General features: G+C 72.8%; 18 protein-coding genes. 9 read left to right on the top strand and 9 right to left on the bottom strand.

Translation table 11 applies throughout. The features are described 5' to 3' along the window. Positions 1–211 precede the first annotated feature (211 nt). A complete protein-coding gene (locus AB0J42_RS07995; protein WP_364290174.1) occupies positions 212–1,624 on the top strand; it encodes a glycoside hydrolase family 16 protein in 1,413 nt (470 codons plus the stop codon). Positions 1,625–2,619: 995 nt separating this feature from the next. On the opposite strand, the gene AB0J42_RS07990 is transcribed toward AB0J42_RS07995, so the two are convergent. After that, positions 2,620–4,962, bottom strand: coding sequence for a GH1 family beta-glucosidase (locus tag AB0J42_RS07990; RefSeq protein WP_364290172.1), 2,343 nt, complete (start codon positions 4,960–4,962; stop codon positions 2,620–2,622). 91 nt (positions 4,963–5,053) lie between these two features. Between AB0J42_RS07990 and AB0J42_RS07985 the strand changes: the two genes are divergently transcribed. The 3 genes from AB0J42_RS07985 to rocD all read left to right on the top strand — a co-directional run bounded on the left by AB0J42_RS07985 (position 5,054) and on the right by rocD (position 7,670). Continuing rightward, positions 5,054–5,539, top strand: a complete 486-nt coding sequence (locus tag AB0J42_RS07985; RefSeq protein WP_364290170.1) for an Lrp/AsnC family transcriptional regulator — start codon at positions 5,054–5,056, stop codon at positions 5,537–5,539. Between the two features lie 123 nt (positions 5,540–5,662). Further along, complete coding sequence (gene ddaH, locus AB0J42_RS07980) at positions 5,663–6,460, top strand: dimethylargininase (protein ID WP_364290168.1); 798 nt, start codon at positions 5,663–5,665, stop codon at positions 6,458–6,460. Position 6,461: 1 nt separating this feature from the next. Next, a complete protein-coding gene (gene rocD, locus AB0J42_RS07975) occupies positions 6,462–7,670 on the top strand; it encodes an ornithine--oxo-acid transaminase (protein ID WP_364290166.1) in 1,209 nt (402 codons plus the stop codon). A gap of 2 nt (positions 7,671–7,672) precedes the next feature. On the opposite strand, the gene AB0J42_RS07970 is transcribed toward rocD, so the two are convergent. Beyond that, positions 7,673–9,229: an alkaline phosphatase D family protein gene (locus tag AB0J42_RS07970; RefSeq protein WP_364290164.1), complete on the bottom strand. Its 1,557-nt coding sequence runs from the start codon at positions 9,227–9,229 to the stop codon at positions 7,673–7,675. A gap of 215 nt (positions 9,230–9,444) precedes the next feature. On the opposite strand from AB0J42_RS07970, the gene AB0J42_RS07965 reads away from it, so the two are divergent. Both AB0J42_RS07965 and AB0J42_RS07960 read left to right on the top strand, forming a co-directional pair. Beyond that, positions 9,445–10,719: a Glu/Leu/Phe/Val dehydrogenase gene (locus AB0J42_RS07965; protein ID WP_364290162.1), complete on the top strand. Its 1,275-nt coding sequence runs from the start codon at positions 9,445–9,447 to the stop codon at positions 10,717–10,719. A 232-nt stretch (positions 10,720–10,951) separates the two neighbouring features. Then, complete coding sequence (locus AB0J42_RS07960; RefSeq protein WP_364290161.1) at positions 10,952–11,773, top strand: trypsin-like serine protease; 822 nt, start codon at positions 10,952–10,954, stop codon at positions 11,771–11,773. Here AB0J42_RS07960 and AB0J42_RS07955 read toward each other — a convergent pair. The 3 genes from AB0J42_RS07955 to AB0J42_RS07945 are packed head-to-tail and all read right to left on the bottom strand — an operon-like array spanning position 11,754 to position 13,911. Then, positions 11,754–12,647, bottom strand: a complete 894-nt coding sequence (locus AB0J42_RS07955; protein ID WP_364290159.1) for a Gfo/Idh/MocA family oxidoreductase — start codon at positions 12,645–12,647, stop codon at positions 11,754–11,756. The two genes, AB0J42_RS07960 and AB0J42_RS07955, sit on opposite strands and share 20 nt — an antisense overlap. Beyond that, on the bottom strand, positions 12,644–13,555 hold the full coding sequence (locus tag AB0J42_RS07950; protein WP_364290158.1) for an NAD-dependent epimerase/dehydratase family protein: 912 nt from the start codon (positions 13,553–13,555) through the stop codon (positions 12,644–12,646). Before AB0J42_RS07950 ends, AB0J42_RS07955 begins: the two co-directional genes overlap by 4 nt. A 2-nt stretch (positions 13,556–13,557) precedes the next feature. Next, positions 13,558–13,911, bottom strand: coding sequence for a YrdB family protein (locus AB0J42_RS07945; protein ID WP_364290156.1), 354 nt, complete (start codon positions 13,909–13,911; stop codon positions 13,558–13,560). A gap of 115 nt (positions 13,912–14,026) precedes the next feature. Here AB0J42_RS07945 and AB0J42_RS07940 point away from each other — a divergent pair, with 115 nt between their 5' ends. Next, positions 14,027–14,725: a TetR/AcrR family transcriptional regulator gene (locus AB0J42_RS07940; RefSeq protein ID WP_364290154.1), complete on the top strand. Its 699-nt coding sequence runs from the start codon at positions 14,027–14,029 to the stop codon at positions 14,723–14,725. Here the strand turns inward: AB0J42_RS07940 and AB0J42_RS07935 are convergent. The 4 genes from AB0J42_RS07935 to AB0J42_RS07920 form a co-directional block, all read right to left on the bottom strand. Then, on the bottom strand, positions 14,722–15,309 hold the full coding sequence (locus AB0J42_RS07935) for a TetR/AcrR family transcriptional regulator (RefSeq protein WP_364290152.1): 588 nt from the start codon (positions 15,307–15,309) through the stop codon (positions 14,722–14,724). The genes AB0J42_RS07940 and AB0J42_RS07935 overlap by 4 nt on opposite strands. A gap of 10 nt (positions 15,310–15,319) precedes the next feature. Continuing rightward, positions 15,320–17,683, bottom strand: coding sequence for a PEP/pyruvate-binding domain-containing protein (locus AB0J42_RS07930; protein ID WP_364290150.1), 2,364 nt, complete (start codon positions 17,681–17,683; stop codon positions 15,320–15,322). Then, positions 17,680–19,059, bottom strand: coding sequence for an MFS transporter (locus tag AB0J42_RS07925; protein ID WP_364290148.1), 1,380 nt, complete (start codon positions 19,057–19,059; stop codon positions 17,680–17,682). Before AB0J42_RS07925 ends, AB0J42_RS07930 begins: the two co-directional genes overlap by 4 nt. Before the next feature lie 85 nt (positions 19,060–19,144). Next, a complete protein-coding gene (locus tag AB0J42_RS07920; protein WP_364290146.1) occupies positions 19,145–19,567 on the bottom strand; it encodes a MarR family transcriptional regulator in 423 nt (140 codons plus the stop codon). A 66-nt stretch (positions 19,568–19,633) separates the two neighbouring features. Here AB0J42_RS07920 and AB0J42_RS07915 point away from each other — a divergent pair, with 66 nt between their 5' ends. Next, complete coding sequence (locus tag AB0J42_RS07915) at positions 19,634–20,437, top strand: MBL fold metallo-hydrolase (protein ID WP_364290145.1); 804 nt, start codon at positions 19,634–19,636, stop codon at positions 20,435–20,437. Continuing rightward, positions 20,434–21,618, top strand: a complete 1,185-nt coding sequence (locus AB0J42_RS07910) for an MFS transporter (RefSeq protein WP_364290143.1) — start codon at positions 20,434–20,436, stop codon at positions 21,616–21,618. The genes AB0J42_RS07915 and AB0J42_RS07910 overlap by 4 nt, the downstream gene beginning before the upstream one ends. Positions 21,619–21,714: the final 96 nt, after the last annotated feature.

Below are 21,714 nucleotides of genomic sequence, written 5' to 3'. Positions count from 1 at the left end.
AGACCAGGCGCGGCGGCGGGAGACGTCCGAGGTCGGCGGGGGTACGGTGTGCCACCCTCGGACGCGGAGAGCGCTCTCTCATAGCGGACCATACCGGGTTCGCACGACACTGTCCTCGCTATGCGGAATATTGACAACGGGTAAGCAGATGTGTTTTCGTTCCGCTGAGAGCGCTCTCTTCACTCGGCCTCCCTTCCCCCCAGGAGCAGAGATGCAATCGTTACCGTCCCGGCTGCGCCGCCGGGTGGCGGCGGCCGCCGTGGCCCTGGCCACCGCCGGCGGTCTGTTCGTCTACGCCTCCACGAGCGCCTCGGCCTCCGTCCCGCCCACCCCGTCCGGCTGGTCCCTGGTCTGGGCCGACGACTTCAATGGCCCCTCCGGCTCGCTGCCCTCGTCCAGCGACTGGATCATCGACACCGGCCACGGCTACCCGGGCGGCCCCGCCAACTGGGGCACCGGCGAGATCCAGCGGTACACCTCCGACCCCGCCAACATCAGCCTCGACGGCTCCGGCAACCTGCGCATCACCCCGCTGCGCAGCGCCGGCGGCGAATGGACCTCCGGCCGCATCGAGACCCGCCGCGCCGACTTCAAGCCCGCCGACGGGCGCGTCCTGCGCATCGAGGGCCGCATCCAGATGCCGAACGTCACCGGCCAGGCCGCGCTCGGCTACTGGCCCGCCTTCTGGGCGCTCGGCTCCCCCTACCGGGGCAACTACTGGAACTGGCCGGGCATCGGCGAGTTCGACATCATGGAGAACGTCAACGGCCTCAACACCGTCTGGGCCGTACTCCACTGCGGCGTCAACCCCGGCGGCGCGTGCAACGAGACCGAGGGCCTGGGCGCCAGCCGCAGCTGCCCCGGCTCGACCTGCCAGTCCTCCTTCCACACCTACCGCTTCGAGTGGGACCGCAGCACCAGCCCCAACCAACTGCGCTGGTACGTCGACGGGCAGCTCTACCACAGCCTGAGCCAGTCCCAGTTCGACGCCACCACGTGGAACAACATGACCAGCCACGCCGGCTACTTCCTGCTGCTGAACGTGGCCATGGGCGGCGCCTTCCCCAACGGCGTGGCGGGCTTCGGCACGCCGACCGCCGCCACCGTGCCCGGCCGGCCGATGCTGGTCGACTACGTGGCGGTCTGGCAGAGCGGCTCCGGCGGCGGCCCCACCGAGCCACCGCCCACCGACCCTCCCCCCGGTGACGGGTTCGACGCCCGCTCCACCATCCAGGCCGAGGACTACGACGCCCAGTCCGGCACCATCACCGAGCCCACCACCGACACCGGCGGCGGCCAGAACATCGGCGCCATCCGCGACGGCGACTGGCTCCGCTACGACAATGTCCGGTTCGGCTCCACCCCGGCCCGCCAGTTCAAGGCCCGCGTGGCGTCCGGAGCGGGCGGCGGCGTCAGCGGCCTCGTCCAAGTCCGCCTCGGCAGCCCCACCGCCCCGCCCATCGGCGACTTCGCCATCGGCAACACCGGCGGCTGGCAGAGCTGGCGCACCATCCCCGCCAACATCTCCCCCACCACCGGCACCCACACCGTCTACCTGACGTTCAGCAGCGGCCAGCCCGCCGACTTCGTGAACGTCAACTGGTTCACCTTCTCCACCGACTAACACCTCCCCCACCCCCGGGGCCCGTCCCTCCCCAGGACGGGCCCCACCCCTTTTCCCGCCCCCACTTCCAGCCGTTTCTCCCCTCACCCCAACCGTTTCCCGCCCTCACCCCCAGCCGCCGACGCCCGCCCACCTCACCACGCAGCCCAGAACAGCCGAGCACAGCACCCGACCACGATCAGTCCCGCACTTCCGCCGTCCCGACCATCACAACTCCGCATCCACCGGGCTCACCGGCGGAGACCTGGAACTGCCGAGCTGGACGCCGCCCGTCACCACCAGCCCCCGCAGGCCCGGGACGACAGCGCGCCCCAGCCACCGCCCGTCCGCCCCAGCTGCTTCCGCTGCCGAGACATCCACGCGCTGCGGCTCGGTCAGCCCGCTCTCCCACCCTTCGAACGCGCCTGCCACTCGGTGAGATTCTCGTCGCGCTCGCAGGAGCCCTCGCCCTACGAGCACGCCACGAGCGCGTCGCTCTGCCGCCCTCGGCGTGCCGCCGCCCAGCTCACGCAGCGCGCCGCCCAGCCCGCAGAGATCTCCGCCGTACGCGACAGCAGGCGTGATCCGGTGACCCGGCGCGGCCTAGCAAACCTCCGGGCGACGCTGCCCACTTCTGGCCGAGACCACCGCTGCCCGGATCCACGCCCTGGCCGGGACCACCGCCCTGGCTCGGGCCGCCACCCGGCCGGGACTACCGCACTGGCCCAGACCGCCACCCTGGCCGGAAGCCCTGCATGGGCCGCTGCCCTGGCGCGGGAGCGCCGAGGAGGCCGGGGCCACCGCCTTGCCCACTCTCGCCGGGACCGCCGCCCTGTCCGCTCCGGCCGGGGCCACCGTTCTGCAGGGTCCACCGCCCAAGCTGGGTTCACCGCCCTTGCAGGAACCCCCGCCCTGGCCGGGCTCGCCACCCTGCCCGCTCTACCCGGGACCACCGCTCTGCAGGGTCCACCGCCCTGGTCGGAACCTCCGCATTGGCCGGGACCACCGCCGTGGGTTCAGGCGCTGGCGCGGGTTATCAGTCTGGAAGGGAGCACTACCGGCGTGGTGTGGCGGCCTTCCAAGCGGGACAGCAGGAGCCGGGCCAGCGCCATGGCCTGGTCGGTGGCGGGGGTGCGGACGGTGGTCAGGGGCGGGGTGGTGTAGGCGGCGGCCTCGATGTCGCCGAAGCCCACGACGGCCAGGTCGTCCGGGACGCGGAGGCCCGCTTCGGAGGCGGCGCGGAGGGCGCCGATGGCGAGGTGGTCGGAGGTGGCGAGGACGGCGTCGAGGCGGCGGTCGTCGGCGAGCAGCCGGGTGAGGGCGGACGCGCCGGAGTCGGGGGTGTCCTCGGCCAAGGCGACGTGCGGGAGGAGGCCGGCGCGCTGGAGGGCGTCGCGGTGCCCGGCCATCCGGTCCTGGACGGCGACCAGGTGGGTGGGGCCGCAGATGAGGCCGATCCGCCGGCGCCCCTGCCGCAGCAGGTGTTCGGTGGCGGCCGCGGCTCCCCCGGTGTTGTCGGCGTCCACGTACGGCACGAGAGAGGCGATGGCGGGCCGGCCGAGCAGGACGAGCGGCACGTCGGTGCGGGCGAGCCGCTCGGCGAGCGGGTCGGCGCCGTCGGTGGGGAGCAGCACGACCCCGTCGGCGAGCCGGGCTTCGACGTGCTGGACGACGCGGCGGCGGCTTTCGGAGGTGTCGGCGAGCATGAGCGTGATCTGCTTGCCCGCCCCTTCCAGGACGCTGGGGACGTACTGGACGACGGCGGCGGTGAGCGCGTCGTCGGGCCGCGGGATGGACAGCACGAGCGCGACGGTGTCGGTGCGGCGGGCGGCGAGGCTGCGGGCGGCGGCGTTGGGCACGTAGCCCAGTTCTTTGACGGCCCGCAGGACGCTCTCGCGCACTTCGGGCCGGACGGCGGCGTCGCCGTTGACGACGCGGGAGACGGTGGCCCGGGAGACCTTGGCCCGGGCGGCGACGGTTTCCAGCGTGGGCCGCCGGGGGCGCCGGTCGCCGAGGCCGTTGCGGCGCACCACGTCGCGGTACCACAGGGCGCTGTCCTTGAGCCGGCGCCGCTGGGTGGCGAAGTCGACGTGCACGATGCCGAACTTGCGCTGGTAGCCGTCGGCCCATTCGTGGCAGTCGAGCAGCGACCAGAGCAGGTAGCCGCGGACCTTGGCGCCCTCGTCGAGGGCGGCGAGCAGGGCGCGCAGGTGTTCCTCGACGAAGCTGACCCGGTCGACGTCGTGGATGCCGTCGCCGGTCACGGTGTCGGCGAAGTCGGCCCCGTTCTCGGTGATCATCAGCTCCTGGTCGGGGTACTCGCGGGACAGGCGGCGCAGCAGCACGGTGAGCGCGCCCGGCACGATCGGCCAGCCCATCGCGGTCACCGCGGTCGGCACGGTGCAGAACAGGACGCCGTCGCTGCCCGGGTAGGCGGGGTCGGCGGGCGAGCCCGGCTGGGCGCGCACCACGCTGGGCGCGTAGTAGTTGACGCCGAGCAGGTCGAGCGGCTGGGCGATGGCGGCCAGGTCGCCGTCGCGGACGTGGCCGAGCCCGGCGGCGGACTCGACGACCTTCAGCAGCCGTTCGGGGTAGCGCCCGCGCAGCATCGGCTCCAGGAACTGCCCGTGCGTCAGCTCGTCGATCCTGGCGACCGCCTCGGCGTCCTCCTCCGACAGCGGCCGGGCCGGGTCGGCGACCTGGGCGGGCGTCATCACGGGCGCGAAGTTGAGCACCGCGCCCACCCTGGCCGCGCCGGCCGAGCGTAACGCGGAGGCGGCCAGCCCGTGCCCGAGCAGCATGTGGTGGGCGGCGCGGAAGGCGTCGGCGGCCGACCGCCGTCCGGGCGCGTGCACTCCGGCGCCGTAGCCGAGGAACGCGGCCACCCACGGCTCGTTCAGGGTGAGCCAGGTGTGCACCCGGTCGCCCAGCCGCTCGTGCACGATCCGGGCGTAGTCGGCGAAGCGGAGCGCGGTGTCGCGCTCGGGCCAGCCGCCCCGGTCCTCCAGCGCCTGCGGCAGGTCCCAGTGGTAGAGGGTGGCGTACGGGGTGATGCCGGCGGCCAGCAGTTCGTCCACGAGGCGTTCGTAGTAGTCGAGCCCGGCCGCGTTGACCCGGCCGGAGCCCTCGGGCAGGACGCGCGGCCAGCTCACTGAGAACCGGTAGGCGGCCAGGCCCAGGTCCTTCATCAGCCGCACGTCGCCGGGGTAGCGGTGGTAGTGGTCGCAGGCGTCCTGGGCGTCGGAGAAGGAGTCCCAGATGGAGGGCCCCCGCCCGTCCTCCGTGTGCGCCCCTTCGATCTGGTAGGCGGACGTCGACACGCCCCACACGAAACCGTCAGGGAACGTCCCTCTGCTCATCGCTCGCCAACTCCCCGTCGCCTGTTGAGGGGGCTAGTTTGCCCGGGTTCGCGCGTCGCGCGCCAGACGGCGGAAGCGATATACAGAGCGCGTGGAACTGGATCGGCTGGACCGTGACATCATCGCCGCGCTCGTCGAGGACGCGCGGGCGACGTACGCCGAGATCGGGCAGCGGATCGGCCTGAGCGCGTCGGCGGTGAAGCGGCGGGTCGACCGGCTGCGCGTGAGCGGCGCGATCACCGGGTTCAGCGCCATGGTCGCCCCGGCCGCGCTCGGCTGGACCACCGAGGCGTACGTGGAGCTGTTCTGCCAGGGCAAGACGAAGCCGTCCGACATCGCGCTGGCCGTGTCGCGCTATCCGGAGGTGGTGGGCGCGGCCACGATCACCGGCGAGGCCGACGCGCTGCTGCACATCAGGGCGACGGACGTGCGTCACGTGGAGCGGGTGATCGAGCGGATCGCCGCGGAGCCGTTCGTGGTCCGTACGAAGAGCGCGATCGTGCTGTCGAGGCTGGTCGACAGCCCTCCCGGGACCACGTTGCCGGATCCGCGCAACGAATCACCCGTCTCGGGCTGAAACTCGCAAAGGACCCGCGCGTAGACGCAATCGGACCCTCTTCCCGCTGCACGGCGCTGTTCTTAGGCTGGCCTCGATCCCTGACCTGGGAAAACAGTCCGACGATGACGACGGAGCCGTTGCATGCGCAGACGCTTTCTCATGTGCCCCCCGGAGCACTTCGCGGTGGAATACGCGATCAATCCGTGGATGGATCCCGCCGCGGGCGCCGACCGCGCCCTGGCGATCCGGCAGTGGGAGGGCCTCAAGTCGGCGTACGAGAGCCTCGGACATGAAGTGAACCTGATCGAGCCGATCGAGGGCCTGCCCGACATGGTCTTCGCGGCCAACGGGGCGCTGGTGGCCGGCGGCCGGGTGTACGGCGCGCGGTTCGCGTTCCCGCAGCGGGCCGAGGAGGCGCCGGCCTATCGGCGCTGGTTCGCCGAGCGCGGCTACCCCGTGCACGAGCCGGAGCATGTGAACGAGGGTGAGGGCGACTTCCTCGTCCTGGACGAGGTCATCCTGGCGGGCACCGGTTTCCGCACCCGCACGGAGGCGCATCTGGAGGCGCAGGAGTTCCTGGGCCGGCCGGTGGTCTCGCTGCGGCTGGTGGACCCGCGCTACTACCACCTCGACACGGCGCTGTTCCCGCTCGACGGCCGGAACGTCGCCTACTATCCAGAGGCCTTCTCGGAGGGCAGCCGCGAGGTGCTGCGGCGGCTGTTCCCCGACGCGGTGCTCGCCACCGCCGCCGACGCCGCCGTGCTGGGGCTCAACGCGGTCAGCGACGGCACCCACGTGGTGATCAACATCGAGGCGAGCGATCTCCAGCTTGAGCTGAAGCGGCGCGGGTACGAGGTGGTTCCGGTCGACCTGTCGGAGCTGCGCAAGGCGGGTGGCGGCCCCAAGTGCTGCACACTCGAGATCAGGGGGGACAACTGACATGACGATCACCGCGGAGCTGATCGAAGTCAGCGAGCGCCGCAGCGCGCACAACTACCATCCGCTGCCCGTGGTCATCCGCGAGGCGCGCGGCGCCTGGGTGACCGACGTCGAGGGCCGGCGGTACCTCGACTTCCTGTCCGGCTACTCCTCGCTCAACTTCGGCCACGGCAACGAGACGATCCTCGCGGCGGCCCAGGAGCAGCTGAGGAACCTGACGCTGACCAGCCGCGCCTTCTACCACGACCAGTTCGCCCGGTTCTGCGCCGGACTGGGCGACCTGACCGGCAAGGACATGATCCTGCCGATGAACACCGGCGCCGAGGCCGTGGAGACCGCGATCAAGGTGGCCCGCAAGTGGGGCTACCTGGTCAAGGGGGTCGAGCGCGACAAGGCCAACATCGTGGTGATGGAGGACAACTTCCACGGCCGCACCACCACGATCGTCAGCTTCTCCACCGACCCGGACGCCCGCGCCGACTACGGCCCCTACACGCCCGGCTTCTCGGTCGTGAAGTACGGTTCCGCCGACGCGATCCGCTCGGCCATGGACGACAACACGGTGGCGGTGCTCCTGGAGCCGATCCAGGGCGAGGCCGGGGTGCTGGTCCCGCCGGACGGCTTCCTCACCCAGGTGCGCGAGCTCTGCACCGAGCGGAACGTGCTGATGATCGCCGACGAGATCCAGTCGGGGCTGGGCCGCACCGGCCGGACGTTCGCCTGCGACCACGAGAACGTGGTGCCCGACGTCTACGTGCTGGGCAAGGCGCTCGGCGGCGGCGTGGTGCCGGTCTCGGCGATCGCCGCGGACGAGGACGTGCTCGGCGTGATCAAGCCGGGGCAGCACGGGTCCACGTTCGGCGGCAACCCGCTGGCCTGCGCGGTCGGCAGCGCGGTCGTGGAGCTGCTGCGGACGGGCGAGTTCCAGGCCCGGGCGGCGGAGCTGGGCGAGATCATGCACGCCCGGCTGCGCGAGCTGGTCGGCCGCGGCGTGGTGACGGTCCGCGGGCGCGGGCTGTGGGCGGGCGTGGACATCGACCCGTCGCTGGGCACGGGCCGCGAGGTGTCGGAGGCGCTGATGGCGCGCGGTGTGCTGGCCAAGGACACTCACGGGTCGACGATCCGGCTCGCGCCGCCGATCGTCATCTCCGAGGAGGACCTGCGCTGGGCGCTCGACCGTCTCGCCGAGACGGTCGAGGGCCTGCGCTGAGCTCACTCCAGCCGTACGGTGCCGATCTTCCGCACGTCGTCGCCGGTGGATTCGTACCAGGTGGCGTCGGCGGCGGGGAAGGTGAGGGTGGCGAGCGCGTTCTGGAACCACGGCCCCTTGACGATCCGCCACCGGAAGGGCGGCCGGGGCACCCGCGCCGAGCGCGCCAGCATGCCGCCGATCAGCGTGGCGATGCCGAACTGGGTGAACACGTTGGCCCAGCGCAGCAGCCGGCTGAGCGGGTTGCGGATGGGCGAGCAGACGATCTGGTAGATCGGGCCGGTGCGGACCTTGGCGACGTAGGAGTAGTGGACGTCGCCCGAGAGGATCAGCACCGGCCTGCCCAGCCCGGCGAGCAGCCGCGCCACGTCCTCGAAGGAGCGCCGGAACGCGGCCCAGTGTTCGAGGTCGATCGCCTGGCGGAAGGCCTCGGACACGCGGGCGGCGCGGCGGCCCCAGGCGCCGTCGCAGAGAGCCTCGTTCCAGTTCTGCACGCCGTGCACGCCCTCGGGGAGCAGGAACGGGATGGACGAGCCGATGATCAGCCGGTCGGCGGGCCGGGTGATCTCCTCTTCCAGCCAGGCCTGCTCGCCGGGGTCGAGCATGCGCCGGTCGCCGGGGGTGAGCTGCCTGGCGCACCGGGTGTCGATCATGATGAGCCGGGTGTGGCCGAGGTCGCGGGAGTAGCTCCACCGGTTGCTGCCCGGCTCGGCGTCGGCCTGCGAGGCGAACGCGTCCAGCTCGGCCGCGCCGTCGCCGCCGCCGTCGAGGAGCTTGCGCAGCAGCGGGTCGGCGGCCCGCTCCCGCGGGGAGAGGTTGCCGAGGTGCTGGTAGACCCAGTAGGCGCCGAGCCCGGCCACGACCCGGCGGCTCCACCAGCCGGTCTCGGCCATCTGCTCGCGCCAGGTCTGGGAGGTGTTCCAGTCGTCGCGCAGGTCGTGGTCGTCGAAGATCATCGCACTCGGTACGGTCGACAGCAGCCACCGGATGTCCGGGTCGGTCCACGCCCTGCGGTAGAGCTCGGCGTACTCCTCGAAGTCGGCGATCTCGTCCTTCGGCTCGGTGTCGCGGCGCGCGCGGATGTACTCCAGCATGTCGGGCGACGGGCTGTCGGCGTAGACCTGGTCGCCGAGGAGCAGCAGCAGGTCGGGCCATTCCGCGTCGGCGGCCGTGGCCAGATGGCAGCCGTAGGAGCGCAGCACGTCGTACCCGTGGATGAGCACGTGCGCGGTGTCGTGCGGCGCGGTGGTGCGGCAGGAGCCGAACGCGAGCCGGGCCGGGCCCTCGGGCGGGATGAGCCGGATCCGGCTGGGCGGGCTGCCTTCCAGCGGCCATACGCGCTGGTCATTCAGGGTGACGGCATAGGAGTCGACATTCTGGGAAAGCTCCGTCATGTCGACGATCGCGTAGTGATGACCGTGAACGGTAAAGGTCGATGCTTCGTACGAACTGTCGGCGGCCTCGACGGCGACCGTGCACGGCTCATCGGTCTCCACGAAGATCGAAGCGCTGCCAGAATCCACGTAGCGCAGCATCGGCCCGACCACCAGTGCGGGCATCACACCCTCCACTTCGCCAGTTCGGCACACTCTGGGCCACAAGCCTGCCAGAGTGGAATCTTCCGAGCTTCTGGATCAGCGGCTTGGATTTCACGGGGAGCGCACATTACCTATTACCCCGTTCTACGATTTGTCCGTACAACAACGTCTAAAAGGGTTTCCGGCAAAGGCGCCTTACCCGTCAATAGACGTACAAAACAGGAGGAATCTCTTCCATGAGTGTCATGGTGCCGTCAACGACGCCGGCACAGTCCGCGGGCCACGAAGCCCTCGAATCCGCTCTCTTCCAGCTCGACCGCGCAGCCGAACGGCTGGGGCTCGACGACGGCCTGCGCACTATGCTCGCCACGCCCCGCAGGTCGCTGACCGTGTCGGTGCCCGTCCGCCGCGACGACGGCAACATGGACGTGGTCCAGGGCTACCGGGTCCAGCACAACGTCACCCGGGGCCCGGCCAAGGGCGGCATCCGCTTCCACCCCGCCACCGACATCGACGAAGTGACCGCGCTCGCCATGTGGATGACATGGAAGTGCGCGCTGGTCGGAGTCCCGTACGGCGGCGCCAAAGGCGGCGTCACCGTCGACCCCGCCCAATACACCACCCAGGAACTGGAGCGGCTCACCCGCCGCTACGTCAGCGAGATCCTGCCGCTGATCGGGCCGGACAAGGACATCCCGGCCCCCGACGTCGGCACGAACGAGCAGACCATGGCCTGGATCATGGACACCTACAGCGTCAGCGCCGGCTACGCGGTGCCCGGGGTGGTCACCGGCAAGCCGATGACGCTCGGCGGCTCGCTCGGCCGCGCCGCCGCCACCTCGCGCGGCGTGCAGATCGCCGCCCTGGCCGCGCTCGGCCGCGCGCCCGAGGGCGTGACGGTCGCGGTGCAGGGCTTCGGCAAGGTCGGCGCGGGAGCCGCGCAGTTCCTCGCCGACGCGGGCTGCAAGGTCGTCGCGATCTCCGACGTGACGGGAGGCGTGTACGCGGCGGACGGCCTCGACGTGGCCGCGCTGCGGGCCTGGGTCGCCGAGACCGGGATGGTGCGCGGCTACCGCGACGCCGACGAGCTCGGCCTGGACGAGCTGCTGGAGCTGGACGTCGACGTGCTGGTCCCGGCCGCGCTGGAGGGCGCCATCACCGAGGCGAACGCGCCCCGGGTCCGGGCCCGCCTGATCGTGGAGGGCGCCAACGGCCCCACCACGCCGGAGGCCGACCGCATCCTGGCCGCGAACGGCACCGTGATCGTGCCCGACATCCTGGCCAACGCGGGCGGCGTGATCGTGTCGTACCTGGAGTGGGTGCAGAACCTGCAGGCCTTCTCCTGGACCGAGAGCCAGATCGAGCGCAAGCTGCGCGACATGATGGAGAGCGCCTACGGCGAGGTGAAGTCGGTCGCCGCCGAGCGCGACCTCACCCTCCGCGAGGCGGCGCACGTCATCGGCGTCGGCCGCGTCGCCGAGGCCCACCGCATGCGCGGCCTCTACCCGTAAGAGCCGCCACCCATGAGAACCGGCCTGCCCCGTCCTGGGGCAGGCCCCCTTTCCGCATCCGCGGCCTCTGCCCGCGAGAGCCGTGAGACTTTCCGCGTGTGCGGCCTCCACCCACACGAGCCGTGAAGACCGGCCCGCCCGTCCGCGGGCGGGCCCACTTTCCGCATCCAGGTTGGGTAAATCCTGATGTCGCAGATCAGAGCGCTGATCGTTTCCTGCTAAGAGTAGGTGGGTGTTGAGGTTGGTGCTCTGTCTGGCCCTGCTCGAACCCTCCGGCGTGGCCGAGCCGCAGCGGTGGAACATTCCCGCGCGCAAGGTGCTCACGCCCCACGGCGACCGGCTGGGCTACGCCCCGGTGCCGCGGCCCCTGACGGGTGCCCGGGCGCTGACCGGCGTCCTGGTCGGCCGCGACCGGGTGACCGGCGAGCACATCATGTGCGGCGGCACCGTGCTGCACTCCCGCAGCCGCAGCCTGGTGCTGACCGCCGCGCACTGCCTCTACCACCGGGGCAGGATGCTGGAGCAGCTGGCGTTCATGCCCGGCTACGACCGGGGCCGGACGGCCCACGGCGTGTGGAAGGTGGAGCGGGCCTGGGTGCCGCCGCGCTGGCGGGGCCGGTCGTTCGGGCCCGCGCTGCTGCCCTACGACATCGGCCTGGCCGGGGTGGAGGTCAAGCCCGCCGGCCGGCTGGAGGACGTGACCGGGACCGGCCTGCGCACGCTGGCCACCGGCCGGGGCACCTCGCTGCGCGGGCTGGAGCTGCTCGGCTACCCGATGGGCAAGCGGTATCCGGGCAACCGGATGTACCGCTGCCTCGGCGACGCGGTCGAGGGCACCGAGCGCGGGCCGGGCGTGCTGGTGACCCGGAACTGCCACGCCGCGGCCGGCGGCAGCGGCGGCCCCGCCCTCTACGAGGGGGCGGTGGCCGGCGTGGTCTCCTCCTCCAGCCCGCTCCGCGACACCAAGGGCTTCACCGTGCTCAGCCGGCTCGGCGGCGAGCCGTTCACCCGCCTGTACGAGCAGGCGGACCGGGTCATGCTCCGGTCGAAGTGACGATCTCCTCGCAGAGCGCGTGGGTGACCAGGGCGTCATCGGCGGTGATCAGGCGGCCCTCCCCCACGGCGGCCAGGAACTCCCGGCAGATCGCCTCGATGCCGCGCTGGCGGGCGACCGGCACCCAGTCGGGCCGCCGCCGCAGCGTCTCGCCGCCCGCGTAGTCGATCACGTCGCCGAGGTTGACCACGCGGCGCTTGACGCCGTCGCCCATCACCTCGCAGCTCTCCTCGGCGGCCCCGCTCGCCCGGTTCATCACGCCGATGGCGGTGAAGCCGTCGCCGGACAGCTCCAGCACGACGTGTTCCAGCAGCCCGTCGCCGTTCACCCGGGTGCGGAAGCGGGTGCCGGTGACCTCGCCCGGGGCCAGGAACCGCAGGGTGTCGACGACGTGGATGAAGTCGTCGAAGACCACCCGGCGCGGGACGTCGGGCTGGCGCTCCCGGTTCTTCTCCATCAGCACCAGGTGGCGGGGCAGCTCGGTCAGCGCGGCGTAGCCGGGCGCGTAGCGGCGGTTGAAGCCCACCATGAGCGACCGGCCCTCGGCCTCGGCCAGCGCCGCCAGCCGCTCGCAGCCGGCCAGGTTGTCGGCGAGCGGCTTGTCCACGTACACGTGCACCCCCGCCGACAGCAGCGTCTCCACGATCTCCGGGTGGGCCGGGGTGGCGGCGTGCACGAAGGCCGCGTCCACGCCGGCTTTGACCACCTCCTCGACCGTGGCGGACCGCCGCTCGATCCGGTGGGCCTCGCCGAGGCGGCGCAGCCTCTCAGCGTTACGGGTGCACAGGTGGAGGTCGATCCCGGGGTGGGCGGCGAGCACCGGCAGGTAGGCCTTCTCCGCGATGTCGCCGAGCCCGATCATGGCGATTCTCACGCGTCGAGCGTAGCCTTCAGCGCCTCGTCGAGGGGGGTGGGCGTGACGCCGAAGGTCTGCTGGAAGGCGGAGGAGTCGAGGATGTACGGCGCGACGAACTGGTAGCGGATGTGCCGCAGCTCGCCGAGCATCGGCGAGAAGAGGCCGAGCGCCCGCACCAGCGGCCACGGGATCCGGGCGAACTTCGGCGCGGGCCTGCCGATCAGGCGGGCCATCCGCTCCCCCACCTCGCGGAAGGTCATCGGCTCCGCGGTCGGCACGTGCCAGGGCTTCCCCCAGGCCCGTTCGTCGCCGCCCGCGACGATCAGCGCCTCGGCCACGTCCGGCAGGTAGGTCCAGCTGTGCGGGACGTCGAGCGGCCACACTGACTGGATGGGCTTGCCCGCCTTGAGCGCCGGGACGAACCGGGTACCCAGGTAGGACTGGTCGGTGGCGCCGGGGCCGAAGAAGTCGGAGCCGCGCACCTCGGTGACCCGGATCCGGCCGGCCCGGTGGGCGGCCAGCGCGTCCTCCCACATACGGGCCCGGACCCGCGCCTTGGCGTTGGTGGAGGCGAGCGGCAGGTCCTCGGTCATCGGCCCGGTGACCGGGCCGTACGGGTAGAGGTTGCCGAGGATCGCCAGCACCGCGCCGCTGGCCTCGGCCGCGGCCAGGAAGGAGGCGGCCATCGGCGGCCAGTCGGTGTGCCAGCGGTGGTACGGCGGGTTGACGCAGTTGTAGAGCACGTCCGCGCCCTCGGCCGCCTCGATGAGGCGCCGCTGGTCGGCGATGTCGGCGGCCACCTTGACGGCTCCCTCGGGCCCGCGGCCGGACCGGGTCACGACCGTGACCTCGTGGCCGCGCTCCAGGAGCTTGCGGGCCAGGTGCGTACCGACCTGCCCGTAGCCCACGACGACGTGCTTGCCCATGATCAGACCTGCTTCCAGACGATGCGGAGAACCGCGTTGACGACGAAGAGAGCGGCGAGCGCCCCGGCGGGAACGGCGGCGCCGGCGGCGTAGAGCGCCAGCGCGCCGCCGCCGAACCAGAGGATCTCCAGCGCCGCGCGGGCCAGGCCGGTGAGCGGGAAGACCGCGTTCTCGCCTCCGCCCGCCCCGAACAGGGCCCAGGCGGCGATGAACAGCGCGGGCGCGCCGAGCCCCGCCACGAGCCTGACTGCCCAGCTCGGGCTCAGCGTGAACCCCCAGTAGCCCGCGGAGATGAGCACGCCCACTTCCAGGAAGAACATCAGCGCCATGTTGACGCCTTTGGCGACGGCGAGCACGCGGACCTCCGGAGTGACTACCGTTCCCTTACGAGAGCGATGCTCTCTCCAAAGAGCACCAGTTGTCAAGAGCAGTGCTCTCGTTTCTGGCGAGCGCTCTGGTAACGTGCTGTGCATGACAGCGAGCCGTACCGCCCGAGAACGGGTCCGAGCCGAGCTCACCCGGGAAATCACCGAGATCGCCCGCCGCCAGCTGGCCACCGAGGGCGCGGGCGGGCTGTCGCTGCGCGCGATCGCCCGCGAGATGGGCATGGTGTCGTCGGCGATCTACCGCTACTTCCCGAGCCGCGACGACCTGCTCACCACGCTGATCATCGACGGCTACAACGCGATCGGCGAGGCGGTCGAGCGCGCCGACGCCGCCTGCCCCCGCGACGACTTCCCCGGCCGGTGGCTGGCGGCCTGCCACGGGCTACGCGACTGGGCGCTGGCCAACCCGCACGAGTACGCGCTGCTCTACGGCTCGCCGGTGCCCGGCTACCACGCGCCGCAGGACACGGTCCCGCCCCGGCTGCGCGACGTGACCGTGCTCGGCGCGATCCTGCGGGAGGCGTACGCGGCGGGCGCCCTGCACCCGCCCCCGCTCGCCCCGCTCCCGCCCGGCACGCTCAAGGCGGACGCCGAGAACCTGCGCGAGGTCATGGCGGACCTGCCGGAGGAGCTGGTCTTCCGCGGGGTCACGGCCTGGACCGGCCTGTACGGATGGGTCAGCCTCGAACTGTTCGGCCAGCTCAACAACGCCATCGAGGCCCGGCGCACCGCCTTCGAGCACTCCATGCGCACCCTGGCCGCGGTCATGGGCCTGGACGGTTAGCGGGTCAGCAGCGGGACCAGCACCTCGTCCACGATGTCGACCACGAGCCGGTCCGGGATGGGCGGCCCCTGGAACAGGAAGTGCTGCCTGAGCAGGGCCTGACCGGTGTCGAGGCGGAGCGGCGTGACCGACTCCGCGCGGATCTCGCCGCGCTCGACGGCGCGGCGGGCGATCTCGGCCATCATCCTGCGGCCCGCGCCCTGCGAGTTCTCCCGGAAGGTACGGGCCACGGTCTCGTCGCCCAGCGCCTCGGCGAGCAGGCCGCGCATCGCCTCGCCCGCCGGGCCGCCCAGGATCTCGGCCGTGCGGCGCAGCATCGTCAGCAGGTCTTCACGGAGGCTGCCGGTGTCGGGGACCTCGGACAGACTCGGCAGCGAGTGGTAGACCGCCGCCATGACCAGCGCGACCCGGGTGGGCCAGCGGCGGTAGAGCGACGCCTTGCTCGCCCGCGCCCGCTCGGCGACGCGTTCCATGGTCAGCTTGGCGTAGCCGCTCTCGGCCAGCTCGTCCAGCGTCGCCCGGTAGATCGCGGCGGCGAGCTCCTCCCCGCGGCGGCGGGGCAGTTTGCGGTGGTCGGTGACCATTTCCGGCATCCTACCCAGCCTCCGTGACCACGCCCGCGTCGCCGTCGACCGTGACCTGCCGCCCGTCGGCCAGCAGGCTCGTGCCGTCGCCGGTGCCCATGACGGCGGGGATCCCGTACTCCCTGGCCACGATCGCGGCGTGGGAGGCGAGGCCGCCGGTGTCGACGACCACCGCGGCGGCCCGCTGGAACAGCGGCGTCCACGACGGGTTGGTGTACGGGCAGACCAGCACGTCGCCGGCGGCGAGCCTGCCGAACTCCGACGGGCCGCGCACCACCGTGACCGGCCCGGTGACGGTGCCGGAGCTCGCGGGCGTGCCCGCGACGAGCGCGTCGCCGGTGTCGCGGGCGGGGAAGACGGCCCTGGGATCGATGAGCCGCACCCCGGCCAGCTCCTCGCGCCGGGCGGCCCGCGCGGTCGCGGCGGCGCGCAGCCGCCTGCCGGGCTCGCCGCCGAGCGCGGCCGCGTCACCGATCTCCTCCAGTTCCTCCAGCCTGAGGTGGAAGACGTCCTCGGGGGTGTCGAGCACGCCCGCGTCGCGCAGCCTGCGGCCGAGCTCGACGAGGGACCGGCGCAGCACGGGCAGCGGCAGGGTGAAAGAGAAGTGGCTGTCCTCGCGGAAGGCCATGCCCGCCTGGGCGGCGCGCACCTTGCCGACCATCCTGTCCCGCCTGCGCCCGCGCAGCCGCGGGTGGGCGAGCAGCCGGTCCAGCGCGCCGGCGCCGGGCGCGGACCGTGGCGGCGCGGCGGCCAGCACCTTGACCAGGCCGAGCACGGTCTCCGGCGCGTCGGCCCAGGTCGGCTGGCTGACCAGGAGAGGGCTGACGCCTTCCCGGTGGCCGTACTCGGCGAGGAACCGCCGCAGCTCCTCCTGGAACGACTCGGGCGGCGGGTCCCGGTCGAGCGCGCCGGTCCGCCGGGCCTCCTCGGCCAGCTCCTCCAGGGCCCGGTTCGCGTCGCCGGTGCGGGTGCGGGCGCCCGCGATCAGGTCGCCGAACAGGTCCGCCCGGCCGAGGAGCTTCAGCGCGGCCAGCAGCCGCAGCATCGCCACCCCGCTGCCCGGCAGGTAGTCGACGCGCAGATCGGCCACCGGCTGCACGGCGGCCAGCACCCGGCGCGGCATCCTGACCAGCTCCGGCCAGGGCAGCGCGCCCAGGTCGACCGCTTCCAGCTCGCGCACGTGGTCGAGGTAGCGCCGGAAGCGCGGGTCCTCGGTCCACCGGGCGGGATCGTACCGGCGGGCTCTGGCGGCGATCAGCAGCGGCGCGAGGAGCAGCTTGGGCGAGGGGCGCGGGCGGGGCGGCACCAGCCGGTAGACCACGCCGTCCTCTTCCTCCAGGAAGCCCTCGAACGCCCGCCGCAGGCCGAAGTAGCTGGTGATCTTGGCCATCAGCCCCGCCGGGCCGTGCGGCACCCAGGTGGACATGTCCATCGGATAGGGCCGTACCGGCACGTACTCCATGAGAACGGTGGCGAGCTTGCGGCGGAGCGGGCCGAGCCTGCCGATCGGAGGCGGCGGCAGCGCGGTCATCGGCCGGGCCTGCACCAGACTGACCTCGCCGCCCGCGTACGTCCACTCGATGTCCTGGGGGCGGCCGAAGTGGCGGGCGGCCTCGGTGCCGAGCCGGGCCAGCTCGCGCAGCGCCGCGCCGGGCAGCCGCCCGGCGGGGGCGCCGTCGCCGCGCTCGTGGCTGACGCCGCCGCCCGCCAGCGCGCGGACGACCACCTCGCGGCGGCCCGGCGTGTACGAGACGACCTCGCCCTGCGGGGTGAGCACGTAGTGGTCGGGCGTGACGAGACCGGAGACGACCGCCTCGCCGAGCCCGGTGCCCGCGTCGGCGACGAGCCGGCCGCGGTCGCCGGTGACGGGGTCGGCGGTGAACAGCACGCCCGCCGCCTCCGCCGCCACCATCCGCTGCACCACGACCGCGATGCGCACGTCGGCGGGGTCGATGCCGAGCCGGTCGCGGTAGGCGACGGCGCGCTCGGACCAGAGCGAGCCCCAGCAGCGGCGGACCGCGTCGATCAGCTCGTCCTCGCCCACGACGTTGAGGAAGGTGTCCTGCTGCCCGGCGAACGCGGCGCCGGGCAGGTCCTCGGCGGTGGCGCTGGAGCGCACGGCCACCGGCCCGCCGCCGAGCTCCCGGTAGGCGGCCAGGATCGCCCGGCGCAGCGGACCGGGCACCGCCACCCGCTCGAAGTGGGCGCGGGTGGCCTGACCGGCGGCGACCAGGTCGTAGGCGGCGGTGGTGACCACGAACCCGGCCGGGACCGGGAAGCCGCCCGCGATCAGCTCCCCGAGGTTGGCTCCCTTCCCGCCCGCGAGGGCGAGGTCGCCGCGGCCGACCGAACGCAGCGGGACGACGAGTGTCATGACTTCTCCTGGGCGTGGGCGGTGGTGCGGAGGGGACGCGCGGGCAGGGCCAGCGCGAGGAGGAAGGCCACCCCGAGCAGCGGCGCCATGGCCGCGAAGACGGGCGGGACGGCCTCGGCGAAGGCGGCGCGCGCGGCCTCGTCCAGCGGCTCGCCCGCGGCGGGCACGCCCCCGGCGAAGCGCCAGGTGATGAGCGCGCCGACCAGGGCGACCCCCGCCGAGGCGCCGATCTGGCGCAGGAACGTCACCGACGAGGTGGCGGTGCCCAGATCGGCGTAGGCGACCGCGTTCTGCGCGGCCAGCACCATGACCTGCATGGCGAGCCCGACACCGAGCCCGATCAGCGCCAGCACCCCGGCCAGCGCGCCGGCGTCGGCGGCGGCCAGCGGCAGCACGGCCAGCCCGATCCCGGCGAGCGCCGTGCCCGCGACGGGGTAGCCCTTGTACCGGCCGGTCTTGGTGATGAGCCTGCCGGAGGTGATGGTGGTGGTCAGCACGCCCGCCATGAGCGCGGTGACCAGCAGCCCCGCCGAGGTGGCGGAGGCGCCGTGCGCGATCTGCAGGTAGGCGGGGATGTACGAGACGGTGCCGAAGAGCGCGAACCCGATGAGCAGGCTGACGGCCACCGGGATGGCGAAGGCCCGGTCCCTGAACAGCCGGAGCGGCAGGATCGGGTCGGCCGCCCGGCGCGCGGTCACCAGCCAGGCCCCGGCGGCGAGCACGGTCAGGCCGAGGAAGGCCGGGTGCCGCGTCTGGCCGAGCATGACCACGCCGACGACGGCCAGGCCGAGGGTGACCGCGCCCGCGACGTCGACGGGCGCGCGCGAGACGGGCCTGGGCAGCTTGAGCGTGGCGGTGAGCACGGCGAAGGCGAGCAGCCCGAGCGGCGGGTAGATCGCGAAGATCCACCGCCAGCCGGCGCTGTCGATCAGGAACCCCCCGGCCAGCGGCCCGCCGACCGCGGCCACCACGTAGGCGGCGCCGATCAGCCCGAGGTAGCGGCCGCGCTCGCGGGGGCTGACGACCTCGCCGATGATGGCCTGGGCGCCGATCATCAGCCCGCCCCCGCCGGCGCCCTGCACCGCGCGGAACGCGATGAACTGCGGCATCGTCTCCGCGACGGCGCAGAGCACCGCGCCCGCCACGAAGATCACGATGGCGAGCTGCATGAGCGGCTTGCGGCCGAACCGGTCGCCGAGCTTGCCGTACACCGGCATCACGACGGTCGCGGCCACCAGGTAGGCGGTGATCACGGCGGGCATCTGGTCGAGCCCGCCGAGGTCGCCGGCCACGGCAGGCAGGGCGGGCGTCATGATCGTCTGATCGAGCGCGCCGAGCAGCATGCAGAGCATCAGCCCGACCAGGACGACCACCACGCCGCCACCCCCCTTTAGAGTACGACTCGTTCTCTATCGAGAGTAGGCGTCTCCCGCAAGAAACGCAACGTTCACTATTTACCGGTCAGGAACCGTGGGCGCGCAACAGCAGGTCGCGCAGCGTCTCCTGCTCCTGCGGAGACAGGGCCGCCAACGGCGAATGCGCAGAGAGCAGGTCCAGAAGCCGCTCACGCAACGCCTGCCCCTCCGGCGTGAGGACGAGCCGCTTGGCCCGCCGGTCCCGAGGGTGCGGGTGGCGCTCGATCAGGCCGAGCCCTTCCAGCTTGTCGGCGATGAACGTCGCATTGGACGGCTCACAGCCCATCCGATCGGACAGCTCGCGCAGCGTCATCGGACCGGCGAGCTCGCGCAGGGCGGAGGCCTGCGGAGCGGTCAGCCCGAGCTTGGCGGCCCGTTCGCGCACGTGGTCCTCGATCAGCCGAGCCGTGCCGCTCACCAGGCCGCACAGGTTGCGCTCCACCTCCGCGAGCCGTTCCGCCTCGTTCATGGCCCGACTATACATCCAACTTGAATACTTGCAATTAGAATAATTGCAGTTGTAACGTTCTCCGCCGTGACGAACACGACGACCCGCCCTGCGGGCATCCGGACTGTTGAGCTCGGCGAACTCAAGGTGAGCTACGTGCCCGACGGCGTAGTGCAGTTGCCGGGGCTCTCCTGGCTGCCGGCGACGACCGAGACGTTCTGGGCCGGCCTTCCCGGATATCTCGACGAGGGAGGCAACCTGGTGGCGAGCATCGGCGGGCTCCTGGTGGAACACGGCGACCGGGCCCTGCTCATCGACGCCGGGGTGGGCCCGGTGTTCCTTCCCGCCGAGCCCGGCAACGCGCACGGCGCCATCCGCGGCGGCGCCCTCCTCGACAACCTGGCCGAACTCGGCCGCAGCCCCGAAGAGATCGAGGCGGTGGCCCTGACCCACCTGCACCTCGACCACACCGGCTGGCTGCTGCACCACCCGCGGCCCTTCCGCGGCGCCGAGGTCCTCGTGGCCGCGCCGGAATGGGCGGCCGACGGCAACCCGGAACTGGCCGCCCAGGTCCGCACCATCTCCGACGGAGAGGAGATCTTCCCCGGAGTCCGCGCCGCCCTCGCGCCCGGACACACCCCCGGCCACACCGCCTACGTGCTCAGCTCCAGCGGACGACGGTTGATCGCCTTCGGCGACGCACTGCACTCGCCCGTCCAGATCGCCCATCCCGAACTCTCGGCCGCATCGGACCACGACCCGGCCGAGGCCGTCGCCTCCCGCCGCCGCCTGATCGGCGAACTCACCGCGCCGGACGTACTCGGCTTCGGCATCCACTTCGCCGACGTGCAGTTCGGCCGCGTGGTCGAGGGCACCTGGTTCCCGGCATGAGCGCCACACGGCACTGGCCCGGCGTCATCGCCGCCTCGCTCACCGCGACCGCGACCGTGATGCCCGGGTTCACCGTCGGCGCACTGGCCCCCGCCCTCGAGGCCGACCTCCACATCCCGACGACCACCGTCGGCCTGGCGATGAGCGCCTTCTACGCCGCCACCGCACTGGGATCGCCACTCGCCAAGCGGGTGGCGGCCCGGCTGCCGATCCCGATCACGCTCGCCGCCGCATCCGTCCTCGCCTCGGCCACCATGCTGCTCGCCGCACAGGTCACCTCGGCCGCGGCTCTCTTCGCGACCCTGCTGGCCGGTGGACTCGGCAACGGCCTCGTCCAGCCCGCCGCGAGCCGTTTCATCGCGGAACGCAGCCCGTCCCGCCGCCGCTCGCTGGCCGCCGGGATCGTGGGCGCCGCCCTCGGTGCCGCCACCCTCGTACCCGGACTGCTGGTCGCCTTCGTCGTCCAACCGTACGGCTGGCGAGCGGCCCTGACGATCGCCGCGCTGCTGGCGCTCGTTCCCGCCGCGCTGGCACCACTCACCCGGGGCGGCCTGCCCGCGCGGGCCGTCCAGCCCGTCAGAGCCGCACGTTCACGCGCGCTGGTGCTCTGGGCGGTCGCCGCCGCGCTGTCAGCCACCGGCAACAACGCCGTGGCCTCCTACTTCGTCCAACTCGGCACCCACTCGGGCCTGGCGACCGACGTCACCGGCACCCTGCTGGCCATGAGCGCGGTCATCGCCATCGCCGTACGACTGATCGCCGGGGCCCTCACCGACCGAGCGCCCCGACACAACCCGGCAGTCATCACCGCGATGATGCTGTCGGGCGGGGCCGGGCTGGCGCTGATCTCGCTCGGGAGCCCGGCAACGTTCCTGATCGGCGCCGTCCTGGCCTTCTCCGCCGGATGGGGCTGGACCGGGCTGCTGCTGGCCTCCGCCATTCACCTGCTGCCCGGGCGCGCCGAGAACGCAGGGCACCTCGTCCAGGTCGGCATCTACACCGGCGCCACCGTCGCGCCCTTCGGCTTCGGCGCCCTGTCGGCCGCACTGGGCATCACCGGCGCCACCCTGACGGCCGCTGCCGCCACCTTCATCGCCGCGGTCCTCATCGCCGCCGACGCGTCCCTCCTCGCCCGGCCCATCACCGGCGCACAGCCCGTTCCAGGGACGCCGGTCGGCTGAGCCACGCCGAACTCCTCCGTGCGGGACGCGTTTCGATGACGAAGGCGTCCCCGCTCGACAGGATCCGCCATGCCCGGCTCCGCATTCGCCGGCCGA

Origin of the sequence: Nonomuraea sp. NPDC049649, assembly GCF_040675175.1 — a bacterium.
GTDB lineage: Bacteria > Actinomycetota > Actinomycetes > Streptosporangiales > Streptosporangiaceae > Nonomuraea.
The sequence above is the reverse complement of the archived record's forward strand: the minus strand, read 5'-3'. Positions and strand labels throughout refer to the sequence as shown.

Bases quoted from the DNA above. Each gene is read 5' to 3' on its own strand.
- AB0J42_RS07995 (WP_364290174.1), top strand. From the start codon at position 212: ATGCAATCGTTACCGTCCCGGCTGCGCCGCCGGGTGGCGGCGGCCGCC.
- AB0J42_RS07990 (WP_364290172.1), bottom strand. From the start codon at position 4,962: ATGAGCAGAGGGACGTTCCCTGACGGTTTCGTGTGGGGCGTGTCGACG.
- ddaH (WP_364290168.1), top strand. From the start codon at position 5,663: ATGCGCAGACGCTTTCTCATGTGCCCCCCGGAGCACTTCGCGGTGGAA.
- rocD (WP_364290166.1), top strand. From the start codon at position 6,462: ATGACGATCACCGCGGAGCTGATCGAAGTCAGCGAGCGCCGCAGCGCG.
- AB0J42_RS07970 (WP_364290164.1), bottom strand. From the start codon at position 9,229: ATGCCCGCACTGGTGGTCGGGCCGATGCTGCGCTACGTGGATTCTGGC.
- AB0J42_RS07965 (WP_364290162.1), top strand. From the start codon at position 9,445: ATGAGTGTCATGGTGCCGTCAACGACGCCGGCACAGTCCGCGGGCCAC.
- AB0J42_RS07950 (WP_364290158.1), bottom strand. From the start codon at position 13,555: ATGGGCAAGCACGTCGTCGTGGGCTACGGGCAGGTCGGTACGCACCTG.
- AB0J42_RS07940 (WP_364290154.1), top strand. From the start codon at position 14,027: ATGACAGCGAGCCGTACCGCCCGAGAACGGGTCCGAGCCGAGCTCACC.
- AB0J42_RS07935 (WP_364290152.1), bottom strand. From the start codon at position 15,309: ATGGTCACCGACCACCGCAAACTGCCCCGCCGCCGCGGGGAGGAGCTC.
- AB0J42_RS07930 (WP_364290150.1), bottom strand. From the start codon at position 17,683: ATGACACTCGTCGTCCCGCTGCGTTCGGTCGGCCGCGGCGACCTCGCC.
- AB0J42_RS07920 (WP_364290146.1), bottom strand. From the start codon at position 19,567: ATGAACGAGGCGGAACGGCTCGCGGAGGTGGAGCGCAACCTGTGCGGC.
- AB0J42_RS07910 (WP_364290143.1), top strand. From the start codon at position 20,434: ATGAGCGCCACACGGCACTGGCCCGGCGTCATCGCCGCCTCGCTCACC.